General features: G+C 44.4%; 11 protein-coding genes. All 11 read left to right on the top strand.

Annotated elements, in window-relative coordinates; genetic code table 11:
• Positions 1-239: 239 nt before the first annotated feature.
• The 11 genes from O6R05_RS05030 (at position 240) to O6R05_RS04980 (ending at position 16,956) form a co-directional block, all read left to right on the top strand.
• Positions 240-1,748, top strand: a complete 1,509-nt coding sequence (locus tag O6R05_RS05030; protein WP_271190908.1) for a sigma-54 interaction domain-containing protein — start codon at positions 240-242, stop codon at positions 1,746-1,748.
• Positions 1,749-1,760: 12 nt separating this feature from the next.
• Entirely contained in the window at positions 1,761-3,113 is a 1,353-nt protein-coding gene (locus O6R05_RS05025; RefSeq protein ID WP_271190907.1) for a Na+/H+ antiporter NhaC family protein, read from the top strand.
• Between the two features lie 47 nt (positions 3,114-3,160).
• Complete coding sequence (gene megL, locus O6R05_RS05020) at positions 3,161-4,342, top strand: methionine gamma-lyase (RefSeq protein ID WP_271190906.1); 1,182 nt, start codon at positions 3,161-3,163, stop codon at positions 4,340-4,342.
• Between the two features lie 433 nt (positions 4,343-4,775).
• Positions 4,776-5,279, top strand: a complete 504-nt coding sequence (locus O6R05_RS05015) for an RNA polymerase sigma factor (RefSeq protein WP_271190905.1) — start codon at positions 4,776-4,778, stop codon at positions 5,277-5,279.
• Positions 5,269-5,937, top strand: a complete 669-nt coding sequence (locus O6R05_RS05010; RefSeq protein ID WP_271190904.1) for a zf-HC2 domain-containing protein — start codon at positions 5,269-5,271, stop codon at positions 5,935-5,937. The genes O6R05_RS05015 and O6R05_RS05010 overlap by 11 nt, the downstream gene beginning before the upstream one ends.
• Before the next feature lie 15 nt (positions 5,938-5,952).
• Positions 5,953-6,756, top strand: a complete 804-nt coding sequence (locus tag O6R05_RS05005; protein ID WP_271190903.1) for a TraX family protein — start codon at positions 5,953-5,955, stop codon at positions 6,754-6,756.
• A 386-nt stretch (positions 6,757-7,142) separates the two neighbouring features.
• Positions 7,143-8,807 carry an aryl-sulfate sulfotransferase gene (locus O6R05_RS05000; RefSeq protein WP_271190902.1) on the top strand — a complete coding sequence of 555 codons (1,665 nt, stop codon included), beginning with the start codon at positions 7,143-7,145 and terminating at the stop codon, positions 8,805-8,807.
• Between the two features lie 20 nt (positions 8,808-8,827).
• Complete coding sequence (locus O6R05_RS04995; RefSeq protein WP_271190901.1) at positions 8,828-11,206, top strand: Cna B-type domain-containing protein; 2,379 nt, start codon at positions 8,828-8,830, stop codon at positions 11,204-11,206.
• 56 nt (positions 11,207-11,262) lie between these two features.
• Positions 11,263-12,009, top strand: coding sequence for a class B sortase (srtB, locus tag O6R05_RS04990; protein ID WP_271190900.1), 747 nt, complete (start codon positions 11,263-11,265; stop codon positions 12,007-12,009).
• A gap of 186 nt (positions 12,010-12,195) precedes the next feature.
• Positions 12,196-12,666 (top strand): YbaK/EbsC family protein, encoded by a 471-nt coding sequence (locus O6R05_RS04985; RefSeq protein WP_271190899.1) that lies wholly within the window; start codon positions 12,196-12,198, stop codon positions 12,664-12,666.
• 450 nt (positions 12,667-13,116) lie between these two features.
• On the top strand, positions 13,117-16,956 hold the full coding sequence (locus O6R05_RS04980) for an SHIRT domain-containing protein (RefSeq protein WP_271190898.1): 3,840 nt from the start codon (positions 13,117-13,119) through the stop codon (positions 16,954-16,956).
• The last annotated feature ends 20 nt before the right edge of the window (positions 16,957-16,976 follow it).

The raw sequence follows: 16,976 nt of genomic DNA, 5'->3' as shown, positions 1-16,976 counted from the left end.
ATTTGATTTATGAATGAGTTTTTATGCGAGTTGTGGCAGTTTAAACGGCAAAAATGGAATTATTTTATTCCGTTTTGGTTTAAATATAATCCACATAATTTGTCGACGGTTACTACATCAGCATAGTGGTTTAATATTATTCCAATGGTACGATTTTAATCATGCTAAATGAGGTATTATACAGCGGCATATATGGCATGAAATTTGCTAATATATTTGATGAGAACACAGGAGGAGTCATGCAAATCAAACGGGTTAAAATTATATTTAAGATTAACCGACCGCATTTGACTTTTGATATGTTAAAGGTCTTACAGGTTCACGATATACCGGTCCTTTCGATGGAAGTTTACAGCAATGTGATTTACTTAAAATTGCCGGAAATAGCCAGTGAAATTTATGAAGCTGTGTACGAGGAATGGGAAAACGTATACGGATTCGACCATATTGAAGAGATCGGCGTCATGAGTTTTGAAGAGAAAGACATTGAAATTAAATCGGTTCTCAATTTAATTTCAGAAGGGGTGGTGCTGCTTAGTAAGAACGGGACAATTGAATATGTCAATAAACTTGCACGAGAGTATTTGGTGACTATCAAAGATGGCGAGGCGATCACCGCCCATATTTCGGATACAGAATTGGATGAGCTGATCAGTACGGCCGATAAAACGATCAAGAACAAGATTTGTCAGATACAAGGTAGAAATTTTTTATTGAATGCCGACAAATTATTTTCTGAAGAAAATATTTTTATAGGCTATCTGGTGACGTTAAAAGAGATTGGAGAACCGGATTTTTCAACGAAAAGCTATATTACATTTGACGAGATTGTAGGCAAGTCCGAGAGCTTGATCAATGCGGTTGAGATGGCGAAGCTATTTGCCAATGCCGATGCGAGCATCCTCCTTTTGGGAGAGAGCGGCACCGGAAAAGAGATGTTTGCACGAGCCATACATTCCTATTCAAGGCCGAATGAAAAATTTATGGGCATCAATTGCGCGGCCATTCCTGAAGAGCTTTTGGAATCGGAGTTGTTCGGATATGAAAAAGGAGCTTTTACAGGGGCGAAGTCTTCAGGTAAGATGGGCATCTTTGAAGCGTGTAGTGGCGGCTCTATTTTCCTGGATGAAATCGGCGAGTTAAATTATCATCTTCAAGCTAAGCTGTTGCGTGTGATTCAGGAGGGGAAAATCAGACGGCTCGGATCCAATCGGGAAATTGATGTCAACACACGGGTCATATCGGCCACTAACAGAAATCTTCTTAAACTCATCGAAGAAGGCAGATTTCGTTTGGATTTGTTTTACCGACTGAATACTTTTTCGGTAGAAATACCGCCATTGAGAGCGCGTATGGAAGATTTGGATATTTTAACCCATTATTTTTTGGAAAAAATGCGTAAGCGCTATAACAGAACGTCGATCACCTTTAGCGAAGCGGCAAAGAATATGCTTAGAAATTATTCGTGGCCGGGGAATATCAGAGAACTCCAAAATGTGCTTGAACGCGCCGTCGTGTTGTCAAATAACGGTGACGTTCTACCTAAACACATTAAGTTCGATCATGATGAAGTCGGGATCGAACAGGAAAGCGGCAGCCTCAAAGATGCTGTGGAAAACTTTGAAAAACAGTACATAAAAAAGGTTTTAAAAGAATCCAACTCAATTCGAGGTGCGGCCAAGAAACTGCATACAACGCACACGTTACTCATCAACAGAATGAAAAAATACTCAATTGATAAAATGTAGGAGGGTTAAAGTATGGAAAATAAGAAGCCTAATTTTTTGGCGTTGGTTCCATTTATACTATTTATAGGTTCTTATCTTGCAATAGGGACCACTCTGGTCGTTAACGGCGATTCAATGGGGTTTTATGGATTTAAAGCACCTATAGCGGTTATCATAGGTATCATTGCAGCATTTTTGATGATCAAAGGCAAAATGGATGATAAGTTCAATGCCTTTATCAAAGGATGCGGTGATGAGAATATCATTATCATGTGCATTATCTACATACTTGCCGGAGCATTTTCAACCGTCTCCAAACAAATGGGCGGCGTGGATGCCACGGTTAATCTCGGCTTATCCGTTATTCCTCCTGGACTGATTACCGTGGGAATTTTTGTCATAGCCTGTTTCATTTCCATTTCAACAGGCACATCCGTCGGCACAATTGCGGCCCTTGGACCGATCGCTGTCGGCTTTGCAGAAAAGACCACCATCTCTATGCCGTTAATTATCGCGACGTTAATCGGCGGCGCAATGTTCGGGGATAATCTCTCTGTCATTTCCGATACCACGATTGCTGCTACGAGAACACAAGGCGTCGAGATGAGGGATAAATTCAGAGCGAACCTCGCGATGGCCATACCTGCCATGATTGTTACGGTTGTCTTGTTGGTTGTTTTCGGCAGGCCGGATGTAGTACCGGCCAAAGAAGTGTATGAATTCGACTTTATCAAAGTTATTCCGTACATTTTTGTATTAGTCGGCTCCATAGCGGGTCTAAATGTCTTTGTCGTCTTGGTGCTTGGCACCATGCTTTCCGGCGCTATCGGTCTGTTTAATGGCGCATTTAATCTGTTGGAATATTCAAACTTTGTATATGACGGCTTTGCAGGGATGTTTGAAATATTCTTATTGTCCATGCTCACAGGCGGTCTTGCCGGCATTGTCAGTTTCGGTGGCGGGATCGAGTGGATTTTAACTAAGATTAAAGGCTTTATCAAAGGACGGAAGTCTGCAGAGGTCGGCATAGCGGTCATCACATCGTTAACGGATATGGCAACGGCGAATAACACGGTTGCGATCATCATTGACGGGCCGATTGTAAGAAATATCGTCGAAGAATATAAAGTTGACCCGAGACGTTCGGCATCGTTATTGGACAGCTTCGGAGCTATTATGCAGGGCTTTATCCCATACGGCGCTCAGGTCTTGACCGCAGTACAGTTTACAGAAGGACAAGTGTCACCGTTCCAAGTTATGCCACTCTTGTGGTATCAATTTGCATTGGCTTTCTTCGTTATCCTCTCCATTTTCATTCCTTTTGCAGATGGATTTATCAAGAAAAATCCTTGGGATTTTGCCAAATGGGCACCTAAGAGCAAGTAAGTTAATTTAAAGCAATCAATAAAGCACACTATCAGGAGGAGAAAATTATGAACAAAGGTTTTTCAACACGAGCAATTCACGCAGGTACCGACACCAACAAATATGGGGCATTGGCAACGCCAATCTATCAAACCTCAACATTTGTCTTTGATTCCGCGGAACAAGGCGGCAAGCGATTTGCTCTTGAAGAAGACGGCTACATCTATTCCCGACTCGGCAATCCGACCACAGCTGTTATCGAAAATAAATTGGCGGAACTGGAAGGCGCCGAAGCGGCCGTTGCCACATCATCAGGCATGGGAGCTATCTCATCGGTGTTCTGGTCTCAACTCAAGGCCGGTGACCATGTCGTTGCCGCCAAAACACTCTATGGCTGTACATTTGCCCTTTTAAATCACGGCCTTGCCAAATTCGATATTGAAGTTGATTTTGTCGATGCCAGAGATGTCAAAAATATTGAAGCGGCGTTAAAAGAAAATACTAAGATTGTGTATATCGAAACACCGGCAAATCCGAACATGTATCTGACCGATATTGAAGAAGCGGCGAAAGCGGCACACAGCATTGAGGGCTGTCTCTTGGTTGTCGACAATACGTACTGCACACCGTTTATACAAAGACCTCTCGAACTTGGCGCTGATGTGGTCGTCCATTCCGCTACAAAGTACCTGAACGGCCACGGCGATGTCATTGCAGGCTTTGCCGTCGGCGCTAAATCCATTATCGACGAAGTCAGATTAGTCGGTATTAAAGATTGTACGGGTTCGGTTATAGGACCTTTTGAATCCTATCTGTTGGGACGGGGTATGAAAACCTTGGCAGTGCGCATGAAACAACACTGTGCCAATGCTTTGGAAGTCGCCAAGTTCTTAGAGAGCCATCCGGCTGTTGAAAAAATAGCCTATCCGGGGCTTGAATCCTTCCCACAATATGAACTTGCCCAAAGACAAATGCGTCTGCCGGGCGCCATGATCTCCTTTGAAGTTAAGGGCGGCAAAGACGCCGGTATCAAACTGATGAACAATGTCAAACTCTGTACCCTTGCAGTAAGTCTTGGCGATTGTGAAACACTGATTCAACACCCTGCATCCATGACCCATTCACCATATACACCGGAAGAACGACAAGCGTCTGATATTGCTGAAGGTTTGGTGAGACTGTCCGTCGGCCTTGAAGACGCTGAAGATATCATTGCTGATCTTAAGGCGGCGCTGGATCAACTCATCTAAAGCGTGTTGCGGGAGGTTTTGTCCTGGCTGTTGTCGACACCATGAATATAAAGCGCTCAGTTTGGGATGGAGTTAAGACCCAAACGGGATGTTAACTTGATGTCACATCGTTTATACAACCTATATAAAAAAGACTTGTTATACAACAAGTCTTTTTTATATGCGCTTAACTTGACTTGGTGACACGCAACGTGATTTACCGCGAATACATCATCAAAGGCAGGATAATACACAGCACTAAAAGGTGGTGAGAGTAAAATCTAATCACCTTTTTTGTTTGAACGAAGACAAATTTTAATACATCCTTTTGTAAAATACCAAGATCAGTGATTTCAGTGAGAAGAATGCAAAAAATAGCAGATAAAATTTGTAACTTTACAGCGCTACAGACGTCTAAATAGGATGAAGGCTTGAAAAGGAAGGAGGGGTATGCTTGGAATTTGAGGATATATATTTGCAGTACAAAGATGATGTCCATAGATTCGTAAGTAAGCTGTGCGATTATCAAGAGGCCATGGCCGATGATATCACACAGGAAACCTTTCTTAAAGCATATATCAATATTTCAACGTTTCAGGGAAAAAGCTCTGTAAAAACATGGCTTTTTACGATAGCAAAAAATACCTTCCTTTCCGAAATTAGAAAGAAAAAGTATGACGATGTTTTTGTAGGGGACTTGACACTCTTTGAACACAACCATGACGACAATTTCGATGTGATGGCTAAAAAAGAACTTTTAGAAATCACTTTAAGTCTAATCTTTGAACTTCCGCACAATATGCAGGAAGTATTCTTAGCTCGTATCTATTCAGAAGATTCTTATGAAAAAATTGCAAGTGATTTGGGCATTAGCACCTCATCTGCAAAAGTTCTTGTCTTTCGAGCGAGAAAAAAGATAAAGAACAAACTCAAGGAGGAATATGGTTATGATCTATGATTGTGACGTGATACAAGATTTACTGCCTATTTATGTCGACGATGCTATCAGTGAGTCAAGTAGAAAACTTGTAGACGAGCATATCAATGAATGTGAAGAGTGCAGAGAACTTTTAGAAATGATAAAAGTGGAACACAAAAAAGAGGCGGGAGTCAAAAGGCAGTATGAAACACATGTAAAAAACTATGCCAAAAGGATGCAAAGAAGAAAAAGAATTATCATTGCAAGTTTAGTGGCTCTGTTTTGTGTAGGTATCATCGGAGCATCTGTCATTACCTATTTTGCTGTTTCAGATCCCTTTGATTATTTGGCAATTGACCTTGGCACCTATGAAGAAGCTGAAGAATTTATCGAGCAGGGCAAGATTCCTGCTATCATGCCGAAAACTGCAGAACATATTTCTTTTATCTACCAACTGAAGCATAACAAAAAAAATGGAAAATTTCATGTCACAGCAAAAGATGCAAGGAAGATGAAAGAAGAATTGGAACCGGCTACAGTGGATCACTTAAGAGCGTCCGGCGAGGCGCTGGATGGTATATATAACCAAGTCAAAAGCACCTTGGAGGATTCACCGGAAGGCGTGACCTATTATCAAGACACTGATTTTGTCTATGCCTTTATTACCGATGGGACCGTATATTATTTTGGAAAATAGAGAGGAAGTGAAAAATTGCAGGCAACAGAGAAAAAAGGTATTAACGGTTATCAATTGAAGCTCTTGGGAGCGGCGCTTATGGTCTTTGATCATATCCACCAGATGTTTTACTGGGCAGGAAATGTCACATGGATGCATATGTTTGGACGAAGCGTAATGCCGATATTTTTGTTTACGTGCGCAGAGGGATTTTATCACACCGGGAATCGGAAACATTACGCGTTAAGACTGCTGCTGGGGTTTTGGTTCATGTCAATAGTATCCCCGCTTCTTATGAGAAGTCTTCCTATAGATGAACCGCAGATAGTACTGATGAACAATGTCTTCGGAACGATGTTTATCTCAGTTGCTGCCATGTGGGGCATTGAAAAGCTGAAAAATAAGGAGTTCGTCAAAGGGACTATTGTACTTGTACTTCCGATATTGCCGACTTTCATCTTCAATGCCTTACTTAATGCCAATCAGATAGGACTTGCATTACTGGTACAGTTTGCCGTTCCATCTTATATGGGGGTAGAAGGTGGCTTCCTTATGGTACTTCTTGCGGTATGGTTTTATCTGTCTCGAGAAAAAAGACTCCGGCAGTATCTGGGAATTATTGCATTGGCAGCCTTGAGCGCCTTTTCTTATCCCGACTTTACTTGGGCGAGTTTGTTTGGGGGAAATCACCAGTGGATGATGATATTTTCTATCATTCCCTTATATTTCTATAATGGGAAAAGAGGTAAAGGCTCGAAATATTTCTTTTATATTTTTTATCCGGCGCATATCTATGCCCTATATATCGTGGCATTTGTGCTGTTAAAGACAGGCGTATGACATTACTCACTGGGAAGTTAAATATGGTCAATATGAGAACTTTCCGGTGAATAATTTTTCTTATCATAATTATGTAAAGGATTGACAGAGGAAGTTTACGATGAGAAAATTCGTTAGACAGACAGACAGACAGACAGACAGACAGACAGACAGACAGACAGACAGACAGACAGACAGACAGACAGACAGACAGACAGACAGACAGACAGACAGACAGACAGACAGACAGACAGACAGAGTTATAGCTCCGTCTTTTTGTGATGCAATAAATAAAGATACTAAGCAGAAATGTCGAGTACACGGGCATTGTCTGCTTATTTTTATATGTGTGCTTCTATCGGTGATCGAACCAAGAAAGGCATGGAATATAAGGAGGCGATTAGCGCATGGAAAAGCTTAAAACTAGCAAAGCAGGCATTTATATTACCCTTGTAGGAATCTGTCTTTTTGCACTCTGCGGTTGTACCGGACAACTCAGTATAGAAGATAAAGCTATAGCGGTTCATCAGTTAGATGTGCCGGCAATAAAAGACATGGCCAATCCGGTAGATAAAGGCAAAGAGATAGCTGCAACTCTTGATCAACTCAAACAGGACAGCGCATATAACTTCCCGGATATTCTCGCTGTCAGTGATCCTTATGCGTTTAATACGACAGGGCTTTATGTGTATTTCAATACGAAAAGTCCGGTTAAAGTGAGTGAAACAATTAGTGTGCCGGACTCGGAAATCGACGATTTTGAACGAGCGTTACAAGGTAAGGGTGGCTATAGGACAGAACATGAGTACCTTCTTACGGGACTTGTCCCGGGAAAGAATAACACGATCACACTGACTATAACAGAAAAAAGTGGCAAGACAAAGGCAGTTCGATTTGATTATGCTGCATCTGACATCAAGAGCACCACATACAAGGGTCTAAAAGTACAAAAAGGAAACAGCGAGGAAAAGCCGATTGACGGACTGTTTATGCTTCCTACCGGAGTGGAAGAAGGGGCAGGGGAATATAGCTTGTTAATCGATGATGATGGTGTGATAAGAGGAGAACTTCAAAGCAATTTTGTAAATGTTAAATTTAAGGATGGCTGTCTTTATACCACCGTCGATGATGAAAACGGCATTGCCAAAATCAATCGCTTGGGGCAGACTGAGCATCTCTATGACTTTGGGAATTATGCAATTCACCACGATTTTACCATGACAGATGACAGCCTGTATGCGCTGACAACGGATAAGGAAGTCTTATGGAAAGAAAATCGTGTATATAACAGCGTCATAAAGATTGACTTAAGAGATGATACGGTGACGGAGCTTGTAGACTTTAAGGATTTATTGCCGGATCTATATGAAAAAGCAACAGGAATTGTCAATCATCCAGTTTTAAATAATTCAGGTCGTCTGGATGTGATTCATCCAAACTCAATAGACTATGTCGATGGTTCACTTATCATCAGTTCGAGGGAAACATCTACGATTATGAAGATAGATGTGAGCGGGAAGACTCCTAAGATAGAATACTTGTTATCGGAACCGTCTGTATGGGAGGACATAGGAAATTATAGCAGCTATCTTTACAAAAAAGAGGGGAACTTTAAGCCTCATGCAGGTCAGCACACTGTATATGTCGCAAGAGATAAAAAGCTGCCTGCAACAAGCTACTACCTCTATATGTTTGATAACAACAGCGCTATTATGGAAAGTCGACGGAACTTTTCATGGCAAGGCTTTGACGATGTGGTACAAGTTCCGCCTGTAATCAATAAAGATACGACATTACCGAAAGGAACCAGTTCCTACTATTATAAGTATCTGGTCGATGAAGACGCGAAGACTTATAGGCTTGAAAAGAAGATAGCATTGCCGTTTTCATTCTTTCAAGGCAGTGTCATGGAAAGTGGGGGGCATATTATCTATGGCTCAAGCTTTCGGGGCGCTTTTGGGGAAATGGACACCGATGGCAATGTGATAAACGGCTTTATGCTAAAAGAAAATTCACATCCATATCGAGCAGGTAAGTTCGATTTTAACGGATACTGGTTTGTAGAAAAGTAAAAAGAAAGAGGATGAATCACATGAAAAAGAAAGTGCTGGCACTTGTACTCGCATTCCTACTTGTCTTTACAACTATGATTAGCGGATTCAATAGCGTAGTTGTCAATGCAAATGGGAATGAAGAAACCGGTGTCAATCAGGAAGATGTAATAAAGACCGAAAATGACGAGGACAACAATGAGGACAATAAAACTGCTGAAGAAGATATGACCGCAGACGAAAAGCAGAGTCAGTATGACAATGATGTAGTCACAGCAGATAATGATAAACCTCTTGGTTTAGAGGAAGACACTAACGATGTATTGGCACCGGAAGCACAAAAAAGCACTGCGCAACAGGATTCTATAAAAATAGAAATTTTTCACCACATAGACGATGACATGGAGGGATTTGCTCCAAAGATAGAGCTCATTGATAAAGCTAATGGTGATATTCTTTTTACCATTGAAAAAGAAGACATGCCTAAGATTCAAGAAAATGCAGTCACCACGATTGACACAGGGTGTTATATTGAGGCGAATAGAGAGTTAAACCTTAAAATCAGCGATAAAGTTATACCTTTACAAGAATATTTTGATGGCGATCCGATTGAAATCACAGTAGACGGACAAAAATATGAGATACTATCACTTGACATGTGGTACGACTATAAAGACGGCCAACCAAGTAGTATTGGAGGTATTCGCATTGTACTTCGTCAAATCTATAAACCAGAAGATCAGGTGCTCAAGGTTAAAAAATATTGGTATGATTGTAATTTTCGTCATGAAATAGACCTCGCCAGCCGTAGTGTGACTACAGGATGGAGTAGAAAATATGACACAACTCAGCAGTACAGTGACAATCCTAAAAAACTGGTAATAGATTACTATGGTTCTGAAATTCTTATAAAAGGCGGAAGGATACTCACTTCGTCCGAAATCCCTGTATCTACGGTTAAAGTGAGATTATATGTGGATGGGAAAGCTACGGATCAATTGATTGAACTTACGGAAAACGGTGGATGGGAAGGCGAATTTGATGTCAGTCAATGGGTTGATAAAAATGGAAATTATTCCTATTACTCTGAGGATGATGGCTTTTATCATTACTATACACTATCTTTAGTTGAAGAAGGTATGCAAGAGCATGGAGAATCCATCTATGAGTCACAAGTTAACTTCTTGGGCAAAGTATATAACGTAGTGTCTGTTGTAGGAGACCATCAAGCCTATTTATTCAATTATGAGGCAGTGTGTGAGAATCCGATTGACATTCCTGTTGAAAAGATATGGAAAAATGAAAATGGAGAGATAGAAAGCGATAGTGACAAGCTGCCTGAAAAAATTGACGTTGTGCTTATGAACGGTGATAAGGAAGTGGCAAAAAAAGAACTGAATAAAGACAATAACTGGAGAGATGTCTTTAAGGATCTGCCACGATATGAAAAAGACAAGGGAGAGATAAAGTACACGGTTAAAGAAGAGTCGGTGAAAGGATATAAATCAGAAATTAGCGGCGATCTAAATAAAGGTTTTGTGATAACCAACACCAAAGCCAGCCCATGGACGCCAATGGTACCGCCAACACGGGATATTCACGTCGACAAAGTCTGGGTTGGCAGTGACAGCACAACCATGGAGGCACCGGTTGAATCCGTCGACGTCGCCCTCTATGCCGACGGTGAAGCCACAGGCAAAACCGTCACCCTGAGTGTAGCCAACAATTGGCAAGGAAGCTTTGAGGATTTACAAGCCTCCAAGACCCTGGGTGGTGAGCTCATCACCTACACCGTCAAAGAAGACGGCGCTACAGACGATGACGACATTCAGATTAAAGGGACATGGTACCATGTCAGTATCGACGGGACTATGACGGACGGCTTTACCATTACTAACACCAAGGTGCCTTCAGATCCACATGACAATCCGCCGACCCCACACGACAATCCACCGGTGCCAAGTGACAATCCGCCGACCCCACACGACAATCCACCGGTGCCAAGTGACAATCCTCCGATAGCAAGAGATACCTTTGCAATATCCGGGCATAAGATTTGGGATGATGAGAATAATAAAGACGGCAAACGTCCGGATACCATCACCGTTCGTCTGTTAGCCGACGGGGTCGAAGTCGATCACCAAGTCGTGAGTGATGCAGAGGACTGGACATGGACCTTTAGCGGTCTTGAGACATTCAATAACGGTCAAGCCATCACCTATACCGTCACTGAAGACCCTGTGGACGGTTATACCGCATACGTTGAAGGCTATAATATCACCAACACCCTCACCCCGGCAGTCATCTATCACTTAGAAAAAGCTATTCCAAAGACAGGCGTCGAGGACACACAACGCATTACACCGTTATTAGGTTTAGCTGTACTGTTCCTTCTCTTAAAAAGATCCAAGCATGCATAACGTGTCATCAGCTGCCCCGTCTTAGGGGCAGCTGAAAATCTAAGTAGGAAGAGTCTATGAAACCATCCACTCATCGCAACATCAGCATACTTTTAGCAGCGGCACTACTTGCCATGGCAGCCTATATTGAATGGACACGGCGACACGACATCAACCACAACGTGCTCACTCACATTACCGAGACGACTCAACACAACTTGGACGTCGCCTCGTTGGAATCCTCGAAAAACATGTACAAGCAAGAGGAGATCGCACGGCTGCAAACCATCAATTCCGATGTCGTCGGTATAATTGACATCCCCAACACCCGGATCCAATATCCGGTCCTTCAAGGAAAAGACAATGACTATTATCTCAAAAAAAATATCAATAAAGACAACGACAGCAAAGGCGCCATCTTTATGGACTATGAGAACGACATCAAACATTCCGACAATCTCATCATATATGGCCACAACATGTTAAACGGCACCATGTTTTCCGACTTGGCAAACTACAAAGACAAAACCTACATGAAAGCTAATCGGGACATCTATCTGTATGTTGACGATCAACAAATCCTTTATCAAGTCATCGGAGCTATGATTTTAAATCTGCATACGGAAAATAAAGTGTTCAACTTTAATAGGTACGTTACCTTTGATGATACGTATGGGGCTAAAGATTATTTTCGAGATATCAAAAAAGAAGCCATGCATCTGATTGTTGACGACGTCGACAATGATGCACAATTTCTGACCCTGTCGACGTGCAGCTATGAAACCGAAAATGCAAGATTCGTCGTATTCGCAGTGAAAGTTTAAGATGCTATCAAGGCCGGCGACGTCGATACAGCTCAGGCTTAGTCAACGTTCTTCTAAGCGACGCATAAGAAAAACGATCGGACCCACCGGTCGTTTTTTCATGTTTAATTTGATATCCGGGCGGTGCAAGACGTTTTCTTCCAAGGCGTGGTATAATAGGTAGAAACTGACGGGAAGGGTGAGGCTATGTCGATCGAAAAAGTGAAAGCATATTTTAAATCTCAAGGGTTGGAGGACAGCGTGCTGGAGTTTGATGTGTCCAGTGCTACAGTGGAACTGGCGGCGACCGCTCTCGGATGTCCGCCGGAGCGTATTGCCAAGACGCTCTCTTTTATGGTCGAGGAGAAACCGATACTCATTGTCGCGGCAGGGGATACCAAAATTGACAATCCCAAGTTTAAAGCGCGGTTTCATACCAAGGCCAAGATGCTTAGTCGTGATGAAGTCGAGACGCTCATCGGCCACGGCGTTGGTGGTGTGTGTCCCTTTGCTATCAACGACGGCGTGGCGGTGTATCTCGATGTATCGTTACAGCGTTTTGAAACGGTGTTTCCCGCCTGCGGCAGCAGTAACAGCGCCATCGAACTGACGGTTGGCGATCTTGAACATTATGCCGATGCCCAAGGTTGGGTTGACGTATGTAAAGGTTGGAATTAGGGAAAGGTTAGACCTTTAAGGCGGTGGCTCAGGGGCACTGTGTTCAGTTTCGAAAGAGAGCGACTGTCTTGTGACGGCTACCCAATCGATGGGACTGCCATAGGGTGAGGGCTGTAAAACGGATTTAAAATTTTATATCGTATCATGACACGGTTTGACTAGCAAACCGTGCTTTTTTATGGTCACGCTAAGGGTGAACAAGCATGCTCTCGAGGTCTCTGATGGTGTCATACACCTCGAAGCCTATTGGAAGCAACATTAGAAGCACTATAAATCCACAGCGTATGGAAAAATTTTTGTAGAATAGGCTTGGGCGTGTTATAAGCTATGCTCATGTGGTAAAATTTTATTAAATGATGTGTTATCGTATTACTAAGTGTTGTGATAAGATAGGTCCCGCTGTGTGCGTTTAACCCAGATGTGCATTGAGGGATATTTTAAGGAGGGCATATGAGTAGGAGATTACGAAGGTTGTTGCCGCTGTTTATTCTGGCTGTGGGGCTCCTTAGGGGAGAGAAGGTGTATGCCGCCATTACGGTGTATAATGCCAATGAATTAAAAGTACAGCTTTTAAAGACGTCCACTGAACCTATCCACGTGATGACGACCTTGCAGTATGATGACGATTGGTATTTTATCTATGGGGATACCTTTGACGGGGGAAATAGGACGCTTGTCCCCGGGCCGGGAGTGACGACGCTGTTTTCCCTAGATCCATCGGGGCCGGATCACCCTATCAACTTCAAAAATTTTACCATTGATATGCAAGATCAAGGTAAAGCGATCACAGCGAAAGATGTCACGTTAAATCTCAATAACGTCACCATCAAGAACAGTACCAGTCGCTTTTCCGACGCCGAAGCAGGCGGCGCCATTCATCTGACCAACACGAGCTTTACAGCTACGGACCTTACTGTGGACAACGCAAAAGCTGAGAGGGGAAACGACGTATCGGATACATCACAGCCTCATGGCGGAGCTATTTATGCCGACACATCTTACGTGAACTTGATGGCGTCGCATATCCAAAACAGTCAATCGGGTGATGGCAAAGCACTTGGAGATGGCGGGGCCATCTATGTAGGACAGGGTTCAACACTAAACTTGAACAATACTGTGCTCACTCATGGCCACGGGTCACGAGGCGGCCTGATCTTTAATGCAGGGACAACGACGGTGACAGGCGGCTCTCAACTTTCCGGCGGTTCAGCCGATCTACTCGGTGGCGGTATTTTCAATGACGGTGAGCTGACTTTGGACGAGGTGACACTAAAGGACAACAGTCAGGGTGACGGATCTGGAAGCATCGCCCATCCGGGGAAAAACTATATCGACGAGGCCGGAGCAGTGAGACAAAAGCTGGAACTTCCGGGTGTGAATATCTATGCTAAAAAAGATGTGACCATTACGCCACATGCCATCATTGATACTGGCGATATTCGTGTGCTGGATAAAGAATCTGCTGTCATTTTGTCCGGTGTGCCGTCTGCGCCGCTCTACATCAGTATCAGTGAAGTGCCGACGCAAGCGTTGAGCGGGCGCGTGGATGATGCTCACGTGGCCATGGGCATGGCGGAAACTCAGGCACGCTATGTGGGCTATACTGTTGCCCGCGGCGCCACGGACTGGGATGCAACAACCGGTCAAGCTGTCGCGGATCAATTGGTTTATGCCACCCATGTCATTCCGGGCGACACGACGTATGCTCAGGCGGTAGCACCTGTCGGGGACAATACCGGGATTATGGCGTGGGATTTTGTCTACAATCCGGATACTAAAGCTGTGGTGGTGGGACAGCGTGCTCAGGTCACTTACCACGCCAACAAAGGTGAGTTTGAGAACGGGAATGTTGTCCGTGAGCTTTACGCTATCTATGACAGTAAAGACGATGCCACCTATAGGTTGTCGCCAACCTATGATGTGACGAAAAAGGCAATAAAGTACCCTGATGTACCGACACGACAAGGCTATCAATATATTGATTTTTATACGGCTGAACTTTCAGATGTGGATGTGACGGTGGCAGTGGATGATTTATACACGGCTCTCTTCCCCTTTGACAAGGACTTCATCGACTACTATCAAGAAGCTCGAGGCGTGTCCGGTCCCGAAACGGCGAACACAGTCATCACTGATACCCTGAAGACCGATGAAGCGGATTTACATGCCTATGCTCGTTGGATGAAAACCGTCGATGTACCTGTGTCCAAGACGTGGATTGGCGGCACACCGGAGCGTGGTGATGACGTGACGGTGACACTGAGCGGCGTTCAAACTCCGTTAACTTTTAAAGGGGCAGGTAAATTTACAAACCTTGAACCGTTAACCATTGCTCGAGGCACTGACTCTGACGGGATGACACGGCGTGAATTTGCCTTTAACGTCTGGACATTGTCTGAAATGCCGGTGGAAGACTATGTCACGACGATTATACCAACGAACCTTCATGCTGATGCCATCGGCACAGGGTTTGAGGTGACGAATCAAAGAACCGGATTTAACGTCACGTATACTTTTGTCAGCGGCACGGCGGACAAAGTCTTACCTACTGCTGTGGAAGCATTGACACCGACAGATGACACGTTTTACGCCGAGGGACAGACTGTCACTGCCAAATCGGTAACACCGCTGAGAGTCGAGGATAGCGTATATGACGGCGTCTGGACATTCGGCGGTTGGGATGCGACGCAAAAAATTGTAAGCGGCGAGGATATTCCTTTTATCGGGGTATGGCACTTCACTCCGAACACCTACGGCGTGACGTACCGCTTTGTCAGCGGCACACCGGACAAAGCATTGCCGGACGGCATTTTGGATAAGGTGCCAGCGGATGTTGACGGGCAAGTAACAGGTCATACCGTAGTGACGACCCCTTTTAGCTATGACGCTGTAGCCGTGGCGGACGGGACATGGACTTTCCAAGGTTGGGACGCGGCATCTGTCACAATTGACCATGAGGATGTGACGGTAACAGGCACGTGGGTATTTGAACCGACGCCGGTGCCCATCACTTACGACATCATATATCAATTCCAAGATCTTGACGGCAAGGGTCTGCCTGGAGACGTTATGGCTCAGCTGCCGCCATCTTATAAGGCCGGTGCAGGCGATATTGTTCACGTGCCGGTAACTCTCAACGATGTATGGAGTGATACGCCGAAAGGCAGATGGATTTTTATAGGATGGTCACCGAATCAAGATGTTGTGGTTCATGATACCGTTGAATTTATAGGCACTTGGCAATTTGTTGGCGATCCGCCGTCGCCGGGAGAAGACGGGCACATCACTTACGTCTTTGTGGATGATCACAACAACCCGACACCTGAAGCCCTGAACCTCTATTTGCCGTCGCCGGTCACCTTTGTGACAGGTGAAATGCTCGATCCGCCGACCACACCGATGCCGGGAATGAACGTTCAACGCTCTGAGGGTCTATGGACTTTTCTCGGGTGGGATCAAACCATGGCGCAAGCCTTTGATGGCGACACGGTTGTCACCGGGACGTGGCATTTGACACCGACCCTACCGCCACAGAAAGATATCGAGCATCATGGCGGCGGATTGTGGATTGACTGGAATCATTTACCGGAGCCGTCAAACGATGTGCCGAAGCCGAAACGTCATGACCACGCACCCTACATGCATGGGTATCCGGATCATACCTTTTTGCCGGACCGTGCAATGACGCGAGGGGAAATGGCGGCCATGTTCTCACGGCTCATTGATGATACGCCGACAGTTGGTGTGACCTACGACGCGGACTACTTTGATGTCACATCAGATGCCTGGTATTACGGTGCTGTCGGGTATCTTACAGAGGAAGCGGTGCTTACCGGCTATCCTGACGGCAGTTTCAGACCGGATGCACCGGTCACTCGCGGTGAATTTGCCACCGTGGTCTTTAAGTTTGCTCATTTACAGAGCGACGGCACATCGCATTTTACTGATCTTACGATGACGCACTGGGCTTATCCCGCAGTTGATGCGCTTTACCGTCTCGGTTGGGTCAAAGGGTATGGAGACACCACGTTTAAGCCGGACAATCCTATTACCCGCGGGGAAGTGGTGACTATTGTCAACCGTATGCTTCAGCGCAAAGTCGATGTGGATTTCGTGGATCGACACAGCGAGGACCTTGTCCGATTTGCAGACGTGACGCCAGGTTATTGGGCATATTATGACATTGTCGAGGCGCTAAACGGCCATGGCTATATCCAAGATGAGAACGGCGGTGAGCTGTGGCAAGAATTAAACCACACGCTTCCCGTTCGTAGCGGTGAGAAGTACTGAATAACACGTTGAAATAAAAA

This window comes from Peptoniphilus equinus (assembly GCF_027921445.1).
Lineage (GTDB): Bacteria > Bacillota > Clostridia > Tissierellales > Peptoniphilaceae > Peptoniphilus > Peptoniphilus equinus.
The sequence above is the reverse complement of the archived record's forward strand: the minus strand, read 5'-3'. Positions and strand labels throughout refer to the sequence as shown.

Excerpts from the sequence above, each read along its gene's own strand:
- O6R05_RS05030 (WP_271190908.1), top strand. The coding sequence starts at position 240 with ATGCAAATCAAACGGGTTAAAATTATATTTAAGATTAACCGACCGCAT.
- O6R05_RS05025 (WP_271190907.1), top strand. The coding sequence starts at position 1,761 with ATGGAAAATAAGAAGCCTAATTTTTTGGCGTTGGTTCCATTTATACTA.
- megL (WP_271190906.1), top strand. The coding sequence starts at position 3,161 with ATGAACAAAGGTTTTTCAACACGAGCAATTCACGCAGGTACCGACACC.
- O6R05_RS05010 (WP_271190904.1), top strand. The coding sequence starts at position 5,269 with ATGATCTATGATTGTGACGTGATACAAGATTTACTGCCTATTTATGTC.
- O6R05_RS05000 (WP_271190902.1), top strand. The coding sequence starts at position 7,143 with ATGGAAAAGCTTAAAACTAGCAAAGCAGGCATTTATATTACCCTTGTA.
- O6R05_RS04995 (WP_271190901.1), top strand. The coding sequence starts at position 8,828 with ATGAAAAAGAAAGTGCTGGCACTTGTACTCGCATTCCTACTTGTCTTT.
- srtB (WP_271190900.1), top strand. The coding sequence starts at position 11,263 with ATGAAACCATCCACTCATCGCAACATCAGCATACTTTTAGCAGCGGCA.
- O6R05_RS04985 (WP_271190899.1), top strand. The coding sequence starts at position 12,196 with ATGTCGATCGAAAAAGTGAAAGCATATTTTAAATCTCAAGGGTTGGAG.
- O6R05_RS04980 (WP_271190898.1), top strand. The coding sequence starts at position 13,117 with ATGAGTAGGAGATTACGAAGGTTGTTGCCGCTGTTTATTCTGGCTGTG.